The organism is Chryseobacterium sp. D764, assembly GCF_019317325.1.
Taxonomy (GTDB): Bacteria; Bacteroidota; Bacteroidia; order Flavobacteriales; family Weeksellaceae; genus Chryseobacterium.
In genome coordinates, this window is the sequence record NZ_CP079219.1 from 2325092 (window position 1) to 2345695 (window position 20604).

The window sequence follows — 20604 nt, forward strand, 5'->3', positions numbered from 1 at the left end:
TTTAATTGTAAAATGTATTAATGATGAGAAGTTAGAGGTTAGAAATTAGAAGCTAGTAACTGGACATTATTTAATATTAATTACAAACTATCAGTTATTTTCCAACAACTTAAAACTTTAAACCTAAAACTTTAAATTTTTAAGCATTAAACATTGAACTTAAAGTATTAAACTTTAAACCCTATAGAATCTATGAATTATGAAATTGTGGGAGGTCCCCGAAGCTGGAAATTGAATTTGGTCTGTGACCAGATTTTCTCCTGAATGGCGATGATTTGTTTTACCTCATGGCTGTAATGCTCAACAGTAAAACTGAATTCTTCAGGAGCTAATGTATGTCCGGTAACCAAAAAGTGGCAGGCCAGACAGTCGCCAGCTTTCTCTTTAGTAACTGCTTTCGTCACCGTATTCTCTGTTTTTTTAAGATTGAAAACCTTAAAATAATCTACAGCATCGTGATGGTGAAAGCTCTGAGAAAGCAGCGCGAGGAAATATACTCCAAACAATAGCTTGGAGATAAAACTCTTTAGGTTTCTGCTTTCTTTAAAAATCATGGTTCAAAATTATGAAAATAATTCAATTGTTTCCTTAAACTTTTATTAAATTACTTATGACTTATTGATAATAGGTAGAAATGAAAAGTATTTTGTTACAAAAAAAATGCTTCATAATTTTTAGTTTATGAAGCATTTCTATTTTTTTAATCAAGCTGTGTACCAAGATATTCCCACTCCTGTAGAGCTGTATCCAGGTCTTCCTTAGTTTTATTGTATTTTTCTAAGGTTTCATCTGAAGGATTTTCTTTGGCAAAAGAAGCTTCCATTTCCTCTATTTTTGTTTCGAGTTCGGAAATTCTCTCTTCTACTTTCTTGATTTTATTCTGAATATTTTTCTGCTCTTTACTAACGATATTTGAAGATGGGGTGCTAACAGCCGGTTTTTCTTCCACTTTCTTAGGTTCTACCTTTACTTCCTGATGAAGTTTGGCTTTTTCTGCAGAAATCTCTCTGATTGTTTCCTTTTGTCTGTATTCAAGATATTCATTGATGTCTCCAAGGAATTCTTTCATTTTCCCGTCACGGAATTCATAGATCTTATCACAAAGTCCCTGAAGGAATTCCCTGTCGTGCGAGATCACAATTAAAGTCCCTTCAAAATTCTGCAGTGCAAGCTTGATAATTTCCTTAGACTGAATATCCAGGTGGTTGGTAGGTTCATCCATGATCAACGTGTTGAAAGGACGAAGCAACAGTTTACAAAGTGCCAGACGGTTTCTCTCCCCTCCGGAAAGTACTTTTGTCTTCTTTGAAACAGCATCTCCCTGGAAAAGGAAAGATCCTAGTAAATCTCTTACTCTAGGTCTTGTTTCTTCCGTTGCTGCATCCTCTGCTTCTTCAAGAACCGTTTTATTAGGAGTTAAAACCTCTTCCTGATTCTGTGCGAAGTATCCGATATTAACGTTATGCCCAAGATTCCATGCTCCTGAATAATCTTTGATATCTCCTGCCAGAATTTTAGCCAAAGTTGTTTTTCCCTGTCCGTTTTGTCCTAACAGAGCAATTCTGTCTCCTCTCTGAACGATGAAATCTACATCATCAAAGATCTGTTTCTGTCCATAAGATTTTCCAAGATTCATTGCTTCGAAGATCACTTTCCCCGGAACCATAGACTGTACGAAACGGATATTGAATTTTGAAACGTCTTCATTATCAACTTCGATACGTTCTATTTTATCTAATTTCTTAATAAGTGACTGCGCAAAAGATGCTTTTGTAGCACTTGCACGGAACTTATTAATATTGTCTTCCATCTGTTTGATCTCCGCATCCTGATTCTTTTTAGCCTGAATCAGCTTTTCACGGCGATCTTCTCTCATGACAAGATATTTGGTATAATTGGCTTTATAGTCGTCAACTTTTTTATTATTAATATCAAAAGTACGGTTACAAACAGCGGTCATAAACTGCTTATCGTGACTTACAAGAACAATAGCTCCCGGATAATCTCTCAGGAAGTTTTCAAGCCAGATGATAGATTCCATATCCAGGTGGTTGGTAGGCTCATCGAGAAGCATAATATCATTCTTCTGAAGAAGTAATTTTGCCAGTTCGATTCTCATTCTCCATCCTCCTGAAAACTCATCAGTAACCTTTTGGAAATCATCTGCTTTAAATCCTAAACCAAATAACACTTTTTCCATATCACCTTCAAGATTGTAGGCATCGTGGTTCATTAAAAGGTCATTCAGCTCGGTCATTTTATTAATCAAATCCGTATAGGAATCACTTTCGTAATCTGTTCTGACAGCCATTTGGTGATTCACTTCTTCAAGCTCATTTTTCCAGGCATTAATCTGCTCGAAAGCCTGCATTGTTTCGTTCCAAACAGTTCTTCCTTTTACAAAATCAAGATCCTGTTTCAGGAAACCAATGGTAACACTTCCTTCAGTGACCACTTCTCCTTCGTAGAAATTAATTTCTTTGGACAGCATTTTCAATAAAGTGGATTTTCCCGCTCCATTTTTTCCTACGAGGCCAACTTTATCATCTTTTTTGATGGTAAAATTGACATTTTGAAATAAATAATTTCCTGAATGATGTAATCCTAAACTTTGAACCGAAAGCATTTTAATTGATAATTAGTAATGAATAATGAATTTTCGGGTGCAAAAATACGGAAAAAGAAATGAATAGCCCAGAAATAAAAAAAGCTATCCAAAACGGACAGCTTTCTTTTGGATATGAATTGATTTTATAAGGTCTTATCCCGGAGTAAGCGGTGGGGTTTTCTGCCCTGCTTCTACCATAGCAATCATTTCTACAAGGGTTGCTTCAGCTTCTTTATATTTTACCTGTTTGATCCCGTGGTTGGACCCTATTGCAACTTGCAATTCATTCAAAGTCTTAGCTTCTGACATTGTAATGGGTTTACTCCCATTTTTAATACTGATTTGATATTCACAAGTATCTAGAAGTTTATTTGCTTTTTTAAGCCATTCTGAAACTTTCATAATTATTTTGTTTTTGGTGATTGATATAAAATTATTTTATCTATTGAGAAGCTCTCTCAAAGATTGTCCTGAAGATACTTTGTCCACGAAAGCTCCTCCTGGTGCATTTGTAATACCATATGTTCCCTGAATCATCTGTAAATCATAATCTGTATTTTTATCACTGAACATAAATTCACATCCTGGTGCTAGTGCATTACTTGTAACAGTACCTTCTCTCATATTTGTTTGAGCAGCAAATAAAACTATATTTTCATTAGGCTCCACACTCACCTGTCCCTGGGCATTAGAAGTAAATGCACAAAAGGGTAAAAATTGTCCATCTACTCTTGCTGCAAGTCCTATTGTGAGATCTGGAGTACCCAAAGGTCTTTCATTTCTTACCGTAATTACTCCTTCGGGGGCTGTCCCCCTAATAGAAAATGAGCCATTTGGATGGAAACTTACAGCTGTTCCTAAAGGTATTTCCTGTGATAATGCCTGCATTTGAATTGTCGTATTGGGAGCAATCATTGATTTATTGAAAACATATACTTTATATTCCGGTTCATAATCAATATCCACCATGCCAAACATATTGCTATAATCAATAGCAAACCAAGCCGGCACTCCTGAAGTAATCTGGTTCGTACCCGTTGCCCCTTTGTATCCCATTAATCTATAAGCATTTGCCTGCAGATATTGTAAAATTTCGTTCTGTTCCCCTGAGGTAAAATCAAAGTTAATTGAGAATATTCTAGTACCTGCTCTTTGAATGAGTGTCTTTTCCATTGTTTTAATCTTTGGTGTTCTTACTCTTTTGATATTAGGCTTTTCAGAATACGCCTTTGTTCCTATTATATTTTGAAGCTTCGCGAAATGAACAACTCAAAGTAACGAGATTTAACATCCAAAAAATACCGTATAAAATACCAAATTTAAAATTCAGTAATTGTACTCACTGATAATCATTAACTTATAAAAAAGGGAACATCTAACATGATGTCCCCCTAACCTAAATTTAAAACTGAGAAGCGTTGGCACTAATTCTTAATTTCATTTAATGTAATGGCTGCCGGTGTTTTTAAAATAGAACGATCCCAGACATCATTATTGGGAACACTGGTCCCATACAGAAAATCTGCAACAAAACTGTCTTCTGGCAGATGAAGCTCAGCGGAAAGCCTTGTCCGGCTGGTTTGATCAACGGAAGTACAGCTGGAAACATTTAATCCGTTATTAATCAACTCAATAGTAATTTCCCGCTGGGATCTTTTCTGAAAGCTGTTGCTATATAACCCGAAATTTGCTGAAATATGGGTGTAGTCTGCAAATTTTCCGAAATCATAGATTGGCTTTTTACCCACAGAAAGATCTTTTATATATTCTTTTATCTTGATATAAAAACGACTGAGAAAGGGATGCTTATTATAATCTGTTCCAAAATAGGCATCGTTTTCTGTACTGAAAACGGATACTTTAGCATTGGTTTCTTCCAGCATCAATTTCCCATATACTTTTGAAAGGTCATTGTATACCTTATCCCGGCACACATATGCCTGTGAAAAACCATTGGCAGTCTCAATTTCATATCCGGAAAGCAGAGCATCCCAGATTTTATTGCCTTCAGCATTGGTTTTTTCATTCCTGATATCTGAAACATAATGATGCAGATCATCAATATGAATGAAGTCTGTAGAAATATAAACAGACTGCGGACCTTCAAGATATCCTCCTCCGATATCGGCGTGATCACCCGGCACAAAGATTTCTTTCCAAACGGAAGACACATTTTCTGATTTCTGATCTTCCATTATTTTTGAGTTCTCAAAAAAACCGGTAAGTGGAAAGAAAAAGCGGCTCTCATTTACTGCGCAAATATGCAGAGCATTCTCTACCTGAGCAGGGATATTCAGATTATAAGTATTGAAAGGTTTGGATTCTACCGTATCAAAAGCTCCTAAAAATTTTATTCTGCAGTTTCCCAGAGAATAATGAGTCAAAAGCTGATTACAAAAAGTTCTTGCCAGCATTCCTCCTCTCCCGAATCCATATATATAAAAATGGTATTCTATTGTCTGATCATGGATAATCTGCTGTGTAAAATCTCCTGCTTTCTGAAGTTTATCATCAGAAGAATATCCGTTGCCATAGGGTGGATTTGCACATGTTGCCATAGCAAAATTATTATCTTCACTGCCCGTTACGGTTCCAATTCCTTCGATATATATTTTTTCATCACCAATAAATAAGCTGTATAATTTATAGATATTGGTGAAAGTACCATAATAACTCTTATTGTTGTTCAGCGGTTTATCCGGTGAAAGAATATTTACTCCATTATTTCCTGTACCGTCAAAGAAAATCCCGACGGAAATCACTCTACTGCCATTCATGTTTTTACTTTAATTTTTTATTACAGATCTTGTTTGTGTTTTTTTGAATAAAATCCCTAAAAGAGACATTCCAAAATAACAGAAGAAAAACAAGGTTAGGTAGAGTGAAAAGTACCAAATAAAAAATTCCGTATTTCTACGGAATCAGATTACATTTTTTCAAGGGAATAAATATTGTTAATAATAGCATAAATCACTATCCCTACAGTATTTTTGGCTCCTATCTTTTCCAGAATACGCTGCCTGTGGCTTTCTACGGTTCTGGGGCTGATAAAGAGCTTTTCTCCTATTTCATTATTGGTAAACTCCTGACAGATCAGTTTTACTACATCCTTTTCTCTTTCAGACAGCTCATCTTCTGTTTCAAAAAGAGAATTTTTCTTTGCAGAACCATTCATATAAGTAAAAAGCATCTGATGGTCTTCTGCCGTAAAGAAAACTCCATTTTTATCAACCATCGTGATGGCATCAATAAATGTTTTTTTATTTGAATTTTTGGGAAGAAATGCCGATACTCCCAGCTTGACCATATATCCTAAGATAGAGGTTTTATAATGAGATGAAAGGATAATGATTTTGAGGTCAGGATATTTTTCCTTTAGGATTTCTACCAGTTCAAAACCGTTCATAGGTTTCATCTGAACATCTACAAGAGCAATATCAGGAAATTCATCTTTTGAAAGTTTTCCGAGGTCATCTATAAAATCGGGCCCGTTATCTGCGGTAAGGCATACCGATATATTTTTTTCATTAGACAGCAACATTTTTACCCCTTCGAGGATCAGCTGTTCATCATCAATCAGTGCTAGTTTGATTTGGGAACTCATGATATTTTGGAATTTTTATGATTAAACGACTTCCTTTATTTAAAAAAGTTTTTTTCCATTTGTGTGTTGCGTTCATTGATTTGATACGGGATTCTATATTTTTTATTCCCATTCCTTTTTTCACTTCTTCATATTCAAAACCCTGTCCGTTATCAGAAATAATGACAGCCATATTTTCAGGATAATCTTTAATATAGATCCAAAGATCTGCTGCATCTGAATGCTTGATCACATTGGTGGTAAATTCCTGAATAATCCGGTACAGCTGAACTTCTACGAAAAGATCTTTCTTTTCATATCCCGGCATTACCTGCAGGGATATATTAATTTTATGGGAAAGGTTGGCTATTAATTCTTCAACGTATAAAACCAATCCTACCGATTCCAGATTTACAGGGTACAATGAATGGGAAATACTTCTGGCGGCATCAATCAGAGAAGACATCTGGCCATAGATATTTTTTTTAATCAGATCATCACCCTGGGTATCGAGGTTATTCAGCCATAAAGAAAGAATATTGAGGCGGTTTCCGATATCATCATGAATCATTACTGCAATTCTTTTCCTTTCTTCTTCCTGGGCTTTGATGTTTTCCAGTACTAGTTTTTTCTGGTGAAGAACTTCAGCCTCATGTTGTACACTCTTCTCTTTAATAATTCTGGTTATAAAAGCTCTGTAGGCAAGCAGAATAAAGGATACTATAACTGTTATGGTAACAATTATAAGGATCAGCAGATTGATATTTAAAGTTACTTCTTTAATTTGATAAAAGTATATAAAAATGAACAGTACAAAATACTCGAAAGAATATTATTGGCACTGAGAATAATATAATAATCGTTTTCCGACAGTTCTGCAATCTGATGTTGGATGATAAAAATAAATACCGAAACAGAATAGTAGAAAAAAATACTGGCATCTACCAGAATAAAACGATTCTGATTCTGTACAGAGGTGTTTTTAATCTCACGGATCAGGGTAAACCCGGAAAGGCAGATGATAACAATATTGGAAACCACTTTTGCAATATCGGCATTGGACGGATAATCAAACCCATATTTTGAAATCATAAAACCTCCCGCCAGCAGGCCTGTAAGTCCCAGAACATATTTCGGCCAATCCAGTTTTCTGATAAATAAACCTGTCAGCAAGAAAAACTCTCCTGCAATATAAAAGGGATAAAGAAATGATGTATCATTGAGTCTGAAGATATAGGGCAGCGCCAGATTCAGCAGTTCAATAAAAAAAAGAAAAGCAATACAATAAAAATACGGCTTTTCTTTTTGGTTTAATATGCGGTATTTTGCTGCTCCCAGCAGTATAACAGATAGAAGCAGTGCATAATTCAGGAATAAAATTGCCTTATAAAGTTCAGCCATTCCTCAGTTTATCGTTTTTAAAATCCACTTCCGACATCTACGTCCGGAATACGGCAGATAGGAGGGCATGGTTTTGCCCAGTCATATGTATTGGAAATGGTCTCTGCTCCCAGCTCCGAATTTCTAAGATTTGATCGGGTAGAAATAAAAATAAGAGTTACCAGCATTTTCCCATAGATATCATTGTATCTAAGGCCAAAAGAACAGGTAATACCCAGCAAACCATCATCCTCAAGGCAAAGGTCTGCGGTAGGAACATAGAATTTTCTGAAAATTCCAATACCTTCATTTTCTCTACATTCTTTATAAAACCACTCCATACCTTCGTTTCTCCAACGTTCAATAGCTGATACTGCTATATCCTGCTCAAGAATAGGTGTATTGGAAACCGGGAATCCCATATTAGCATTCTTCTCTGTGCTTTGAAGATTTTTAGAAAGAACAGCATTTCTAACAATAGTGTATTCCTGAATCTCCTGCAGTCTCAAGTCTCTGTCAAGCTCGGTAAGGAAACTGTACGGATATTCTTTAACGTCTATTTTTACCCCTTCGTTATTCATAGGGTAAAAAATAAGAATCAGACGATCTCTATAAACTCCTACTGCTGCACAAAAGTCTTTATAGTCCTTGAACTCCTTCATCCACTCAAGGTGTTCACTGGAAATATTAAAAACATAGTTGGTAGGAATCAGCTTTTGAATTTTGGAAAAGTCAGAGAAGTACGCTTTCCATTCGTTTGATGCTGCTTTGCATTCTTCTACAGGCAGCATATAGTCTACAATGTTTAATGTTGACATAAGCATAGTTTTTAGTTCTATAAAAATATATAAACTAAACATGCTACGCAAGTAAGATTTTAATTAATAATTTTTCACTGTAATATGATAACAGCTCTGTTGTCTTTCTTTAATGTAATATATTCTACCGATATTTTGATAATACTTTAAAACTTTCTCCAGAGCGATTTCCATTTTCGGATTGTACTTCAAAACATTGTTGAATCTTACATAAGAAATGTCAAAAGAGTTACCATAATTGTGAGAACTAATCCCTAGTGAGGCATTAGAATTTACTCTTCTCAACCGGCATTGGTCTTCAAGAGTCCGGGTAATGGATGAAACGGTAAAAGTACCTCCTTTTGTATCTTTACTGAACTTTGAACCCATCTTCTCAAGGGTAGTTTTGGCCTTGGATACCATATAAGCCCTGCTGTAATCAAGTCTCTGAACCTGATATCCTTTACCAGATTTCTTTATTTTATGGAATTTACCTTTGTTGATATACTTTTGTACTGTTTTGGAGTCTTTCAACAGCTCTATTCCAAAACTCTTTGAGGCATCAAGATGGGGTTTGTAAAGCGGTGTAGGTTCAACCTTCAGTACAGTAGTAAGATCATAGCAGGGAAAAGCCTTTTTTGCTGCCTGCGAATAATGTAAACTATAAATAAAGGGTACAAAGACCACACAAAGAAACTTTCTCATTCACCATCCTTTTAAATTACAAATGAAAGATAAAACATTTATGTTATATCTTTCAAAACCGACTATAATACTGTATAAATAAATCCCAAACAAACTTTACACCAAATTATCGATTTTATAATTTTTGTTCACTCTTTTTTGAGTTTTTTTTTCAGTTTTAACTTTTTACTTTAAGATTTAAATTTTACATTTGAGATACATAAATAATAAACAACATGATAAAAAAACTTTTCGCTGAATTTTTCGGCACATTTTGGCTTGTTTTCGGAGGGTGTGGAAGCGCTGTTTTCGCAGCCGGTGTTCCCGACATTGGCATCGGACTTTTAGGAGTTGCTTTGGCATTTGGTCTTACTGTTCTTACGATGGCTTACGCTGTAGGTCATATTTCAGGAGGACACTTTAATCCGGCAGTTTCTTTTGGACTTTTAGCCGGGGGAAGATTTCCTGCCAAAGATCTTATTCCTTACATCGTAGCCCAGTGTCTGGGAGCCATTGTAGCAGCAGGATGTCTGTATACAATCCTAAATGGTGCAGGAGCGGTAGAATTCTCAAAACCCGGAGATTTTGCCACGAACTTTTACGGAGAAGCCGTTTACAACGGAAAAGCTTTCAGTATGGGAGCTGCGTTCCTGGCTGAGTTTTTATTAACTGCCTTTTTCCTTATTGTGATCATGGGAGCTACAGATAAATGGGCCAACGGTAAATTTGCCGGTCTTGCTATCGGTCTTGCTCTTACTTTGATTCACCTGATTTCTATTCCTATTACAAATACTTCAGTAAACCCTGCAAGATCACTTTCACAGGCTGTCTTCATGGGAGGAATTGCCATGTCACAGCTTTGGCTGTTCTGGGTAGCTCCTATTTTAGGAGGAGTTGTAGGAGGATTGATTTACAAGTTCTTGCTTCAGAGAGACACCGCAGAAATTGCAGATTAATTTTAAAATCATATTCAATGATAAAATCCTGTCAGGCGGCAGGATTTTTTTATTTTATGATCACAAATACACTATTCTAAATTTTTAATATAGAAAATTGAACTTTGCATTAAAATTATATCATTTTATTTACCAGAATCTCCTGGCTTTATTTCAGTTTTTTGATATCAAAAGGATTTTTGAAGATCAGTTCTTCATGCTTTCCTTTGATCTCCATTTTACGCTGAAGAAGATTGAGCGCCATTTTCCTTATAAAAAAATCTTTATCATTCAGTTTCCAGTAAGAATCTTCATGAAGTTTTTTGGGTGGGCGGATCAGATAAAATTCGGTTTCCCAGGTGTCTGCGTTATGGTAAAATTCAATAATTCCACAGTGTTCGGGGATAAGGGCAGCATCTATCATTCCCATCGGAAGTAAAAAGCTAAAAGAATTACACATATAATCTCCACAGGAAATTTTATCGTGCTTCAAAAATTTTTCTCCGGTATCTTTATTGAGATATGATTTTTTGAAATCATTTTTAAAATCACTTTTCGAAAACTTAATCTCGATTTCATGACTTCCCCCTTCTGAATCTATGATCAGAATATCTGCTTCCCAATCGGCCTGAAAATAATTGGTCAGTACGATTTCTTTTTCAAAATCGCAATGGGAATGGATATAGGCGTGTATGAGTTCTTCTATTTTGATCATTGTTAAAATATAAACACAATGTTTACAAAGTTCTTTATTTACTTGCTGTTTAATGTTCGCAAAGACGTTTCACTCAGCAAAAGTCGCAAGCTATTTATTATGATACAAAATTGACAAGCAAAGCGAATTGACTATTCACAATTGTCTTGTTATATTCAAAGCATTAGCTAACCAGCAGACTGCATCCTCTGATATCAGAATGATCTATTCTTCCCAGTACCTGAAATTTATTACCTGTAATTTTACCTAAATCCTGCGTCGCAATAAAAGAGCAGGAATGGGTATTGGCAAGATCAATGATATTAATAGCTCCGGTTTTTCCTTCTTTTTCATAGGCCAGAGGATCTTCTGCATTCCGAACCATGATTCTCATCCAGTTAGGACATACATATTCATTATTCCCAAGGGAATACGCTTGTGAAAGCAACTCTGTCATGGAGTATTCTGAGTAGATTTTATCTGTTTTGAGACCGTCCTTTAAGATTTTCAACAATTCATCTTTCGTCATTTCTTCTTTTCTGCCTTTCATTCCTCCGGTTTCAATCACTATTAAATTTTCAAGAAAATTCAGAGATTCTTCGCTTCTTTCGGAATGACAGTAATCCAGGAAGTCAAGAAGAGCAAAGGAAACTCCGAAAAGAATGACTTTTTTATCCTGAAGTTTATTCAATAACTCAAAAAGATCAGAATGGTTATAAAGGAAATATCCGTTTTCAGGTTTGGCAGATTTTTTCATCAGATAATCTACCATATAGATCAATGACGAATGCTGTTTTTCCAGATAACTTGGAAGTAAACCCAGGAAAATAAAGTCTTCCGGTTTCCCAATAAACTGTTCAAAACTTTTATAAATACTTTCTTCATAAAGTTCCGGATCTGCAATGAAATGTTTTGACAGATTCATCTGCGTTGTTCCTGAACTCTGAAAAAACAGATCGGTTGTTACATTCTTATCCAGAATCTGATGATTTTTGAACATTTCGATAGGCAAAAACGGAATCTTCACCAAACTATCCACCTCATCAGGATTAACATTCAGAAAGTCGATGAATTTCCTGTATATTTCAACATTTTCATATTGATAGCGAAATGTTTTCAATGATGCATTCAGGAAATCCTGTTCAGTCTGTATATTGAATATATTTTTTAATTCCATAATCTTTTGAGCGCCTTATCACTTCAGTATAAAGCAATTATAAAGATAAAATATTGATATTTAATATTTTTTTAATCTACAAATTACATTTTGGTAAGCTTCTTGCACATACCACAATGGAATATGGATTAAAAACAAGAATGGGTTTCGGCCCGTTCGAAAGTTACCTCTTTTTGGGGGTAATTTTTTTTGCTTTATTTTTCAAAAGTCTTCAGTTCAAAATCCTTTTCAAAAACCCCATAGGTAAAATAGGAAATCCAGTCTCCAAGGTTGATATATTTTGAATTCTGCTCCAGATCAAGCACCATTGGGAGATGTCTGTGTCCATAGATGAAATAGTCTATCTTCTCTGACTTCAGTTTTTCTTTGGAATAAATGATCAGAAATTCTTTATCTTCTCCCAGAAATGCTTTGTCTTCTTCTCCGGAGATCATTTTATTTTTTTGAGAAAGGTATAATGCAACTTTCATCGCAATATCGGGATGAAGCCATTTGAAGAACCATTGTGCCACCGGATTTGTGAATAATTTTTTCATTCTCTTATATCCTTTGTCACCAGGTCCCAGCCCGTCTCCATGGGCCAGCAAAAACTGCTTTCCTCCCATTTCAAAATATTGTTTCTGATAAAAAACAGTACAGCCAATCTCCTCTTCCAGATAATCTTTCATCCACAGATCATGGTTTCCGACAAAGAAATAAATATGAATTCCTCTGTCTTTAAGTTCTGCAATTTTTCCGAGTACCCGGATATACCCTTTGGGAACCACATGTTTCCACTCATGCCAGAAGTCAAAAAGATCGCCCATTAAAAACAAAACCTGAGCATCTTCTTTGATCTCATTCATCCAGCGTATAAATTTTTCTTCACGCACTTTGCTCTCACTTGGAGTGGGAGCTCCAAAATGCTGATCTGAAGCGAAATATACTTTTTTTCCAGGTTCTAAATTAATTGTTGTCTTTAACACTTTCTGAGTTTTGGGGTAAATTATTAATTATCTTCTGCAAACCATTCTCCATAAGAGTTTTCTGTCTCATGAAGTTTAAGATAGGCTAAAGAAATTCCATCAGGAAGTTTTGATTTTACTTTAGCAGCAATAGCATACAACATGTTTTCACAGGTTGGCTGGAAACTGCAATAGATTACTTTATGCCCTTTCTGTTCCAGGTCATCTCCCAATTCTTTGTGTGGAGACAGAGCATTTACAAGAACCGCATGGTCCCATACATCTACAATTTCGGAATTTACGATACTTTTGATATCTCCGAAATCTACCACCATTCCATTTTTAGGATTTTCAATATCATTGATCGGTTTTCCTTTCACTGTTACAAACAGCTTATAGGAATGTCCATGCATATTTTTACACTTCCCATCGTAGTTGTAAAGCACGTGAGCTGTTTCAAATGTAAAAATTTTTGTAATACGTATCATACTGCAAAGATATAATAAAACGGCCTAACTTGGAAAGCCAGACCGTCTATAAATTGATTCACAAAATCTATTGAAATTCTCAGGATTTAATCTGTAGATAAGTGTTCTGCGGCATTTGTATGTTTTATAAAAATTATTCCATCAAAACATTCGTTTAACTTAAGGGGTTCTGTGATGGTAAATTTTTCTGTTGCTGGTGTTATAGGGTTGTATCCCAGAAGTCTCATTTTAAAAGCCTTTCCATATATTTCTTCATTGCTGCTGCGGAAGTCTACAAAATAGTTTTCACTTTTTTTGCTCCCCAATTTCTCTTCCCAGCTATTTTCCAATTGTTTTGGCAGTGGATAAGAGCTGTATTTGTTGTTCTTTACTGCACGGGGATCTGCAGTAGCACTATAGGTTCCTAAAACAGTAGCTGTTGCCAGTGCGTAATATTTGTTTCCGTATTTTTCTTTTAAATACCCTCCCATACCATCTACCAGTATAGGTTTCAATGCAACATGTCCGTCATGTGCAAAAAGAATCATTTTTTTATCATACCCTGACTGAATGTTTTTAATCATCTCGGCCATGATAAAATCTCTGGAAACATCATAATTCTTTTTACTCGCTTCATAAGGTATTTTAAATCCAAGTTCGAGATGCTCTAATGCCAGTTTTGAACTCAAATCCATTTTCTTACCATATAAGCTGTCTACCTTTTTAGTGAGTATATATCCTTCTGTCCCATTTTTTATTACTTCCTTCATATTCAATCTGAAAGATGGATCATTTTGTTTTTCCCACATTCCATCCTGTAACATGGCTTTTTTTTGAATTTCTCCTGTCATCTCAGAATAGTCCTTTCCAAAATCATCGGTTTTTTTCAAAATTTCAGCACTCTTCGTGAGAGAATCAGTATCGAATCCGGAAATGATTACTTTGTCTTTATGATTCTTATTGTATGCTCTGATCCACTCCAAAAGGGTATTAATTTCTTTTGTCTGCCAGATAGAAGTCATATATTTTTTCAATGCCTCTTTTAAATCAACATCAGAGTTCACTGCTTCATTAAGGAATACGGCATCACCATAAGAACTTTCAAAGGCTACAATTCTAAAATCATTTTTGCTAATCAGCTGTTTTGAGATTTCACTTCTTATTTCATTAAACTCTTTGGTTCCATGTGTACCTTCCCCCAGTCCAACGATTACATAATCTTTTATGTGTTCACTAATTTTTTTTACAGCCTTAGTTTGGCTTGTAGAGTGAGTTTGAAATTGTATTTCTCCTTTTGTATTCTGTGAAAATCCTATGGAGGAAATTAATATGAGATTGAGTAAAAAATATTTCTTTAGCATTATATAATTTTCAATGGCTTGTTCTTACCTAAAGACAGCATAAAAGCCTTATTTGTTACGGTAAATTTAAAAATAAGTTATACAAATTTCTCTTCAGAACATGACATTAACTCTTCATTAACTCACTCAATCTTTACTTTACTGGTTATCATAACAACCTATTCTGATTGCTCTCCTAAAACTTTTATTTTTGTGTTTCCACGTTCAATATCTCCCTTTTTTAATCTATTTTTAAGGTTAAATTATTATCCGGAGTTCCATCAACGTTGATTGCATTGTAAGGTACAGTAAGCCAGCCGTTCTTATTCATTATAAATTTGAACTGATACGTTTTTCCTTTTTCAAACTGAGACTTTGGTAAGACCAGCTCAAAAGTATTGTTCTTTTTCAGATTCATATAATAGGTCTTATCATCTGGATTCCAGTCATTAAACGAGCCGGAAACCGAAATATTCCTGATAAATTCTATACTTTGATTTTCAGGAAATTGATAAGAAAAAACAACATTCTCTTTTTCTGTACGATACCCATAGATTTCTTTTTTAAGATTGGGATGAACAAGAGGTTCAGACTTTGTATATTCTTCTGCCAATGTGTAAGGATTCAGCAAATGCTTATCCATAATACCCGCAATCTGATTGATCACCTGATACATCACTGCAAATTCTTTATATCCGTTGTACATCAATACAACAGCCATATTTTTGTCCGGGAAAATTCTGTATGCACTCACATTTCCACCAGAAAAATGATAGGATTTTATATTATTAAAAGTTCCCATATCCCAGCCATGAGTGAAGGTGATGTCTTTATTTTTATATTCAAACGGTTTCCACATCAATTCTTGTGTGGCAGGTTTTAGAAAATCATTTTTGCTGAGATGGATACTCCATTGTAAAAAAGCAGGTAATGTAATGGCCAAACCATTCGCGGGATGTGCTCTTCTCCCTTCTACAAATGTAGATTTATCATATTGATGTTTCTCCTTGTTATAACTATATTTTACAATTCTGTTGGGAATTTTTTCAATAGAATTGGATGAAAAGACCACCTGATTTTTAGAGTCCGAAAACTGATTCTTCACGATATACTCTTCAAATTTTTCTCCGGTTACTTTTTCAATGATCATAGATATCAGCATATAATTGGTCTGGTTATATCTGTAATCAGTTCCGGTTTCAAATTCCATTTTTTCTTTTGACAGCCTGGCAATCACTTCATCATTGGCTGTATCTGCTGCAATATCACTGAAGTTAATCCAGTCCGGTAATCCTGAAGAATGTGATAAAAGATTCTTCACCTGAATATTTTGCCATTCTGTGGGCACATGGTCTATATATTTTGAGATTTTATCTTCCAAAGATACTTTTCCCTGCTCAACGAGCTGAAAGAGCCCAACATTTGATATCAATTTTGTAGTAGAATATACCCTGAACATGGAATTGGCATCTACTTTTTTATCAGTCTCTAAGGTTTCCGTTCCATAGTATTTCTGGAAGGTTACTTTATTATTTGTAACGATTCCCACGGCTAATCCTGGTATTTCATTGATTTGGATAACCTTTTTTATATAGCTATCGATTGTTTTTGACTGGTCTGCGGTCTGGCTATGACCCGTAAAGAAAAAATTCAAAAAAAGTATCGTTAAAATGGATGGTTTCATGGTAATGTTTGTTTCTTACTACTCTATTAAAAACAATTATTAGTCTTATTATATTACATTGAAGAAAAAAACTTTATTCTCCGGGAATTAATTTGTCTGTTTCAAAACCTAATTCATTCAAATAATGAAGTCCGTTTTGTATTTCTATTGAATGAGTTCCCGACCATCCTTTTTTTAATCCCAATAAAATAAACTGTTTGATGTATTTGGGCTCATTAAGATTAACCTCATCTTCCGAGCCTGTAATTTTATTTATCAGCTTAACTCCCGATTTTAAAGGCTGTCCCATCATATAATAATCGGCCGTCAGGAATTTAATGATTAAAGGAGTTTTTTTCTGACCATTTAAAAAAAATTTTACAGTCAGAGTATTGGTTGCTGTTTCAGAATGGAACTGGTCTGTCACAGAATACAGATACTCAATAGTATTAATGGTAATTTTCCTCAACTTATTTTTCATTGTCTCATTTTACCCAACTGATTTCTGCCTGAATTTTATTTTATTCTTTTTTCAAATCTATGAATGATGTTGTACTCTTTATCTTTAATGACAATATCATAATTTCCTTTATCAAGGATTAAAAAACGATGGTCTTGAGGCGTGTTGAGTTCAATGATATCGGCAGGAATTCCTTTTTGTTCAAATTCACCTTTTCGGTATGCAAAAACCATAACCGGATATGTTGAAAGTTGAGCAGCCGGAATTTTATAAAACTTTCTGTTTTCCTGCAGCATCCAACCTGGCTTGCCTTTGATGTATTTTGTAACGGGATGAATGATTTTAATATCTGTATACAACTCTTTGTCCTCACCATTATAGATCATTTGGTTTTCATCTTTCAAAACAACTGGAACAGTATTATTTACCAATTTCAAAAGCGGTTCATTATACTTCAATAAGCTTTTTTCTGAAAACTGAGTTTGGTCTATGGTCAATGGATTGATCCCTGTCAAGTCTGAAAGCCGCCCAGCCATTGTCTTTTCCCAGGATTTATGAATACCTTCATAAGCATGCTGATACCCACAGTAAATCAGATATTTGCCTTCTTTATTTTGCTGCATAAAATTGAAAATATTTTTGGCTTCTCCAATTTCCCTTTCTTTATTATTGCCTTCAGCTTCGTAAGGAAAAAGCTTGAATCCAATTTTCAAAGCATTATAAATAAAGTTTCCGAATTCCGGTTCCTTAGAATAATATCCGCTGTTGAGGGTAGCAAATTTTACAGTATTTAGAGAATCTCCTTCCAGTGTTTCGATTCCTATGTATCTGTAGCCTCTATCATATAACCCCTGAAGTAAAGAAGATGCAAAAGTTCTGTGACTTGCATTGTGATGAGCCTCATTGATGATGATTATTTTCTCATCGTCTGCTTTTTTCAGGATATATTCTTTTGCATTGACCGGGATTAATTTTGTGAATTTCAGACTATCGGCAGTGTTTAGCTTTTTCACCCTTCCGAAAGTCTGGTCCCAACTTTCCAGTGCAGGTTTATAGTGTCCGCTTATGGAGTAATATGTTGCACCCATCTGGCTTCTCCAGGATTGACTTTGAGCAGGATCTTCCACCTTCTTTTTAATATCATCGGAAAACAGGTAAGGATTGTCCTGGCTATGGGCTGCAATGCTCAACAATAGTAAAGCCAGCGAATAAAAGAATTTCATGTTATGTAGTTTTTTATTGAATATTGTAGGTTAAAAATAAAAATTCTATTTCCTACTTTGATTTTAATCATTTTACGATCTAGAAAAATTTCTCGAGCCAGTCACTTCCCAGACGTTTGATCTTCTTGGTTTCCGGATCGAAGAGAATCCAAAGTGTACTTGAATCTACCACCAGCTCATCATTGCAGTAAAATTCCACTTTTCTTGGCTGTTTAGCTCCTTCAGGGACCATAGGATAGGTTCTTACTGTGATAATATCATTCAGATAAACCTGTTTTTTATATTGGATATGGTGATCCAGGAGCATCCAGGCATCGTTTACATATTCGGTTTGATATTTTAGAAGATCCCAGTGCTCTGCGGCCACTTCTTCCACCCAATGTACATATTGTACATTATTTACATGGTTGTTCTGATCAATATGTTCTTCTGTTACCTTTATCTGTTTTTCGTACATTAAATTCATGCTCATGAAAAGTTTACTCAAATTTATCATTTTAAAACAGAACGGTCTTCGTTCTATAAGAACAAAAATTTATTTTCTAAAATAAAAACGGAATCAGATGCTCTCTGATTCCGTTCAATATTCAGTATATTGAAATTATTATTTAGATTTTCCAGCAGGCTTAGCAGCAGTTGCCGTAGCACCTAATTTGGTTTTTACAATAGCCGTAATATCCTCACTTCCGTCCGTATAAAGCAGGTTATTAGCTTCCTGTGCTGCTGTATCAAATACATAGCTTAGATTTTTTTCTTTAGCAACAGCAAAAATAGCATCTCTTACTTTCTTTTGCAGTGGAGTAAGCATTTCATTTTGCTTGGCAGAAATATCTTTAGCTGCCTGCGCTCTAGTTTCTTCTATTTTTTTACCTAAACCTTGTAATTCTGTTTGTGCTGCAATCAGTTCTTTAGTTACTGCTTCTTTGTTAGACTCATTTAAGGTTTTTTCTTTATCCTGTGCCGTTTTCAGCTTAGTCTGATAATCATTGATCAGCTTTTCAATTTCAGTCTGTTTTGTTTTAGTCAGATTATCAATGGTAGTTCCTATAGTTTTTACTTCAGATAAACTTGCAAAAATTTCTTCTGTGTTTACACTTCCAATTTTCTGTTGAGCATTTACAGCATTTGCAGTAAGCGTTAATCCTAATGTAATAAAAAGTACTTTAATTAAATTCATTGTTTTAATAATATTTTTTCGTCCCCAAATATAATTCAAATTTTAATTACTTATCATATAACATTTATTCCTGAAAATCTGAATGAATTAAAAGCAGGCAAACAAAGAAAAACCTCCCCAATAAGGAAGGTTTAACATCAAAAAAATATGGAAAAAATGACTAATGGAATTGTGCGGTTTCTGTAGAATCTTTCATTGCTACAGTAGCTGAAGAACCGTTTGTAACAACATTCTGTATTTCATCAAAATACCCCGTCCCTACAAAAGACTGATGCTTCACCGCTCTGAATCCTTTCTGCTGCAGGGCAAACTCACGTTCCTGCAGTTCTGAGTATCCAGCCATTCCTCTTTCTTTATAAGCTAATGCCAATTCAAACATTGCTGTATTCAAAGCATGGAATCCTGCCAATGTAATAAACTGGAATTTGTACCCCATTTTTGCCAGCTCTTCACGGAAAGTAGACATCTCTTCCACGCTCAGCCTTGCCGCCCAGTTGAATGAAGGAGAACAGTTATAAGCAAGCATTTTCCCAGGGAATTTCGCATGAATTCCTTCTGCAAATCTTCTTGCCTGCTCCAGATCAGGATTTGAGGTTTCCATCCAGATCAGATCTGCATATGGAGCATAGGACAACCCTCTGTCGATTCCCTGCTCTACTCCGTTTCTTACTACATAAAATCCTTCAGCAGTTCTTTCTCCTGTTACGAATTTCTTATCTCTGTCATCAATATCAGAGGTCAGTAAATCCGCTGCATCCGCATCTGTTCTTGCAATAATAAGACTCGGAACTCCCAGTACATCGGCTGCCAGACGTGCTGCAATCAGTTTGTTGACTGCCTCCTGTGTTGGCACCAATACTTTTCCGCCCAGGTGTCCGCATTTTTTTGCAGAAGAAAGCTGATCTTCAAAGTGTACGGCAGCAGCTCCCGCTTCTATCATCTGCTTCATCAGTTCAAAAGCATTCAGGTTACCTCCAAAACCTGCTTCTGCATCTGCAATGATGGGTACCAGATATTCTTTATCTCCAGCTCCGCTCACAGATTGTACCTGATCTGCCCTCAGCAATGCATTATTAATTTTCTTTACCACAGAAGGCACTGAATTGGCGGGATACAGTGATTGATCCGGATACATTTCTCCCGATAAATTGGCATCTGCAGCCACCTGCCATCCTGAAAGGTAAATAGCTTCCAGTCCGGCATCTACTTCCTGCACGGCCTGATTGCCTGTAAGCGCTCCAAGTCCTGCCACATAATCCTGGTTATTTAATTTATTCCAGAATTTTTTGGACATTTCCGTAGCAATAGTATATTCTATGGTATAAGAACCGCGAAGTTTCAAAACTTCTGCTGCTGTATAGGGCCTTTTTACACCGTTCCAACGTGGATTTGTCAGCCAGTCTTGTTCTATAGCCTGGATTTGTTCTTGTCTTGTTTTCATAATATTTGGATTTTGTTTGATTAGATTTGAA

General features: G+C 35.4%; 22 protein-coding genes. 1 reads left to right on the top strand and 21 read right to left on the bottom strand.

From position 1 onward, the window contains the following. Nucleotides 1–197: 197 nt before the first annotated feature. The 10 genes from KYG33_RS10505 to KYG33_RS10550 all read right to left on the bottom strand — a co-directional run bounded on the left by KYG33_RS10505 (nt 198) and on the right by KYG33_RS10550 (nt 9073). The gene (locus KYG33_RS10505) at nt 198–554 is read right to left on the bottom strand and encodes a hypothetical protein (protein WP_228408911.1); all 357 of its coding nucleotides are present in this window, start codon (nt 552–554) and stop codon (nt 198–200) included. A 146-nt stretch (nt 555–700) separates the two neighbouring features. Beyond that, on the bottom strand, nt 701–2626 hold the full coding sequence (locus tag KYG33_RS10510; protein ID WP_077419136.1) for an ABC-F family ATP-binding cassette domain-containing protein: 1926 nt from the start codon (nt 2624–2626) through the stop codon (nt 701–703). Between the two features lie 135 nt (nt 2627–2761). Continuing rightward, the gene (locus KYG33_RS10515; RefSeq protein WP_077419135.1) at nt 2762–3010 is read right to left on the bottom strand and encodes a hypothetical protein; all 249 of its coding nucleotides are present in this window, start codon (nt 3008–3010) and stop codon (nt 2762–2764) included. Between the two features lie 36 nt (nt 3011–3046). Further along, nucleotides 3047–3781, bottom strand: coding sequence for a hypothetical protein (locus KYG33_RS10520; protein WP_077419134.1), 735 nt, complete (start codon nt 3779–3781; stop codon nt 3047–3049). Between the two features lie 251 nt (nt 3782–4032). Continuing rightward, the gene (locus tag KYG33_RS10525; RefSeq protein ID WP_219073195.1) at nt 4033–5385 is read right to left on the bottom strand and encodes a T6SS phospholipase effector Tle1-like catalytic domain-containing protein; all 1353 of its coding nucleotides are present in this window, start codon (nt 5383–5385) and stop codon (nt 4033–4035) included. A gap of 149 nt (nt 5386–5534) precedes the next feature. Then, a complete protein-coding gene (locus KYG33_RS10530; RefSeq protein WP_047386609.1) occupies nt 5535–6212 on the bottom strand; it encodes a response regulator in 678 nt (225 codons plus the stop codon). Further along, entirely contained in the window at nt 6181–6762 is a 582-nt protein-coding gene (locus tag KYG33_RS10535; RefSeq protein ID WP_228408910.1) for a sensor histidine kinase, read from the bottom strand. Before KYG33_RS10535 ends, KYG33_RS10530 begins: the two co-directional genes overlap by 32 nt. 200 nt (nt 6763–6962) lie before the next feature. Continuing rightward, nucleotides 6963–7592, bottom strand: a complete 630-nt coding sequence (locus KYG33_RS10540; protein WP_077419131.1) for a hypothetical protein — start codon at nt 7590–7592, stop codon at nt 6963–6965. A gap of 17 nt (nt 7593–7609) precedes the next feature. Then, on the bottom strand, nt 7610–8389 hold the full coding sequence (locus tag KYG33_RS10545) for a hypothetical protein (protein ID WP_232538996.1): 780 nt from the start codon (nt 8387–8389) through the stop codon (nt 7610–7612). 63 nt (nt 8390–8452) lie between these two features. After that, entirely contained in the window at nt 8453–9073 is a 621-nt protein-coding gene (locus tag KYG33_RS10550; RefSeq protein WP_077419129.1) for a DUF5715 family protein, read from the bottom strand. Nucleotides 9074–9291: 218 nt separating this feature from the next. Between KYG33_RS10550 and aqpZ the strand changes: the two genes are divergently transcribed. Continuing rightward, nucleotides 9292–10008 (top strand): aquaporin Z, encoded by a 717-nt coding sequence (gene aqpZ, locus KYG33_RS10555; RefSeq protein ID WP_034696881.1) that lies wholly within the window; start codon nt 9292–9294, stop codon nt 10006–10008. Between the two features lie 148 nt (nt 10009–10156). Here aqpZ and KYG33_RS10560 read toward each other — a convergent pair whose 3' ends face one another. From KYG33_RS10560 to aceA, 11 genes are all read right to left on the bottom strand, one after another. Next, on the bottom strand, nt 10157–10702 hold the full coding sequence (locus KYG33_RS10560) for a hypothetical protein (RefSeq protein ID WP_077419128.1): 546 nt from the start codon (nt 10700–10702) through the stop codon (nt 10157–10159). Nucleotides 10703–10865: 163 nt separating this feature from the next. After that, nucleotides 10866–11858 carry an acyl transferase gene (locus tag KYG33_RS10565; protein ID WP_180564496.1) on the bottom strand — a complete coding sequence of 331 codons (993 nt, stop codon included), beginning with the start codon at nt 11856–11858 and terminating at the stop codon, nt 10866–10868. 194 nt (nt 11859–12052) lie between these two features. Further along, on the bottom strand, nt 12053–12823 hold the full coding sequence (locus tag KYG33_RS10570; protein ID WP_180564497.1) for a UDP-2,3-diacylglucosamine diphosphatase: 771 nt from the start codon (nt 12821–12823) through the stop codon (nt 12053–12055). Nucleotides 12824–12846: 23 nt separating this feature from the next. Beyond that, on the bottom strand, nt 12847–13290 hold the full coding sequence (locus KYG33_RS10575; RefSeq protein WP_077419125.1) for a 6-pyruvoyl trahydropterin synthase family protein: 444 nt from the start codon (nt 13288–13290) through the stop codon (nt 12847–12849). An 86-nt stretch (nt 13291–13376) separates the two neighbouring features. After that, nucleotides 13377–14630, bottom strand: coding sequence for an erythromycin esterase family protein (locus KYG33_RS10580; RefSeq protein ID WP_219073196.1), 1254 nt, complete (start codon nt 14628–14630; stop codon nt 13377–13379). A 220-nt stretch (nt 14631–14850) separates the two neighbouring features. Next, nucleotides 14851–16293, bottom strand: coding sequence for a serine hydrolase (locus KYG33_RS10585; RefSeq protein WP_077419123.1), 1443 nt, complete (start codon nt 16291–16293; stop codon nt 14851–14853). Nucleotides 16294–16366: 73 nt separating this feature from the next. Further along, a complete protein-coding gene (locus KYG33_RS10590) occupies nt 16367–16753 on the bottom strand; it encodes a hypothetical protein (protein WP_219073197.1) in 387 nt (128 codons plus the stop codon). 35 nt (nt 16754–16788) lie between these two features. After that, nucleotides 16789–17955 carry a hypothetical protein gene (locus tag KYG33_RS10595; RefSeq protein WP_219073198.1) on the bottom strand — a complete coding sequence of 389 codons (1167 nt, stop codon included), beginning with the start codon at nt 17953–17955 and terminating at the stop codon, nt 16789–16791. Between the two features lie 79 nt (nt 17956–18034). After that, nucleotides 18035–18442, bottom strand: coding sequence for an acyl-CoA thioesterase (locus KYG33_RS10600; RefSeq protein WP_232538998.1), 408 nt, complete (start codon nt 18440–18442; stop codon nt 18035–18037). Nucleotides 18443–18559: 117 nt separating this feature from the next. Then, on the bottom strand, nt 18560–19132 hold the full coding sequence (locus KYG33_RS10605; protein ID WP_180564501.1) for an OmpH family outer membrane protein: 573 nt from the start codon (nt 19130–19132) through the stop codon (nt 18560–18562). A gap of 160 nt (nt 19133–19292) precedes the next feature. Next, entirely contained in the window at nt 19293–20573 is a 1281-nt protein-coding gene (gene aceA / locus KYG33_RS10610; RefSeq protein WP_077419119.1) for an isocitrate lyase, read from the bottom strand. Between the last annotated feature and the right edge of the window lie 31 nt (nt 20574–20604).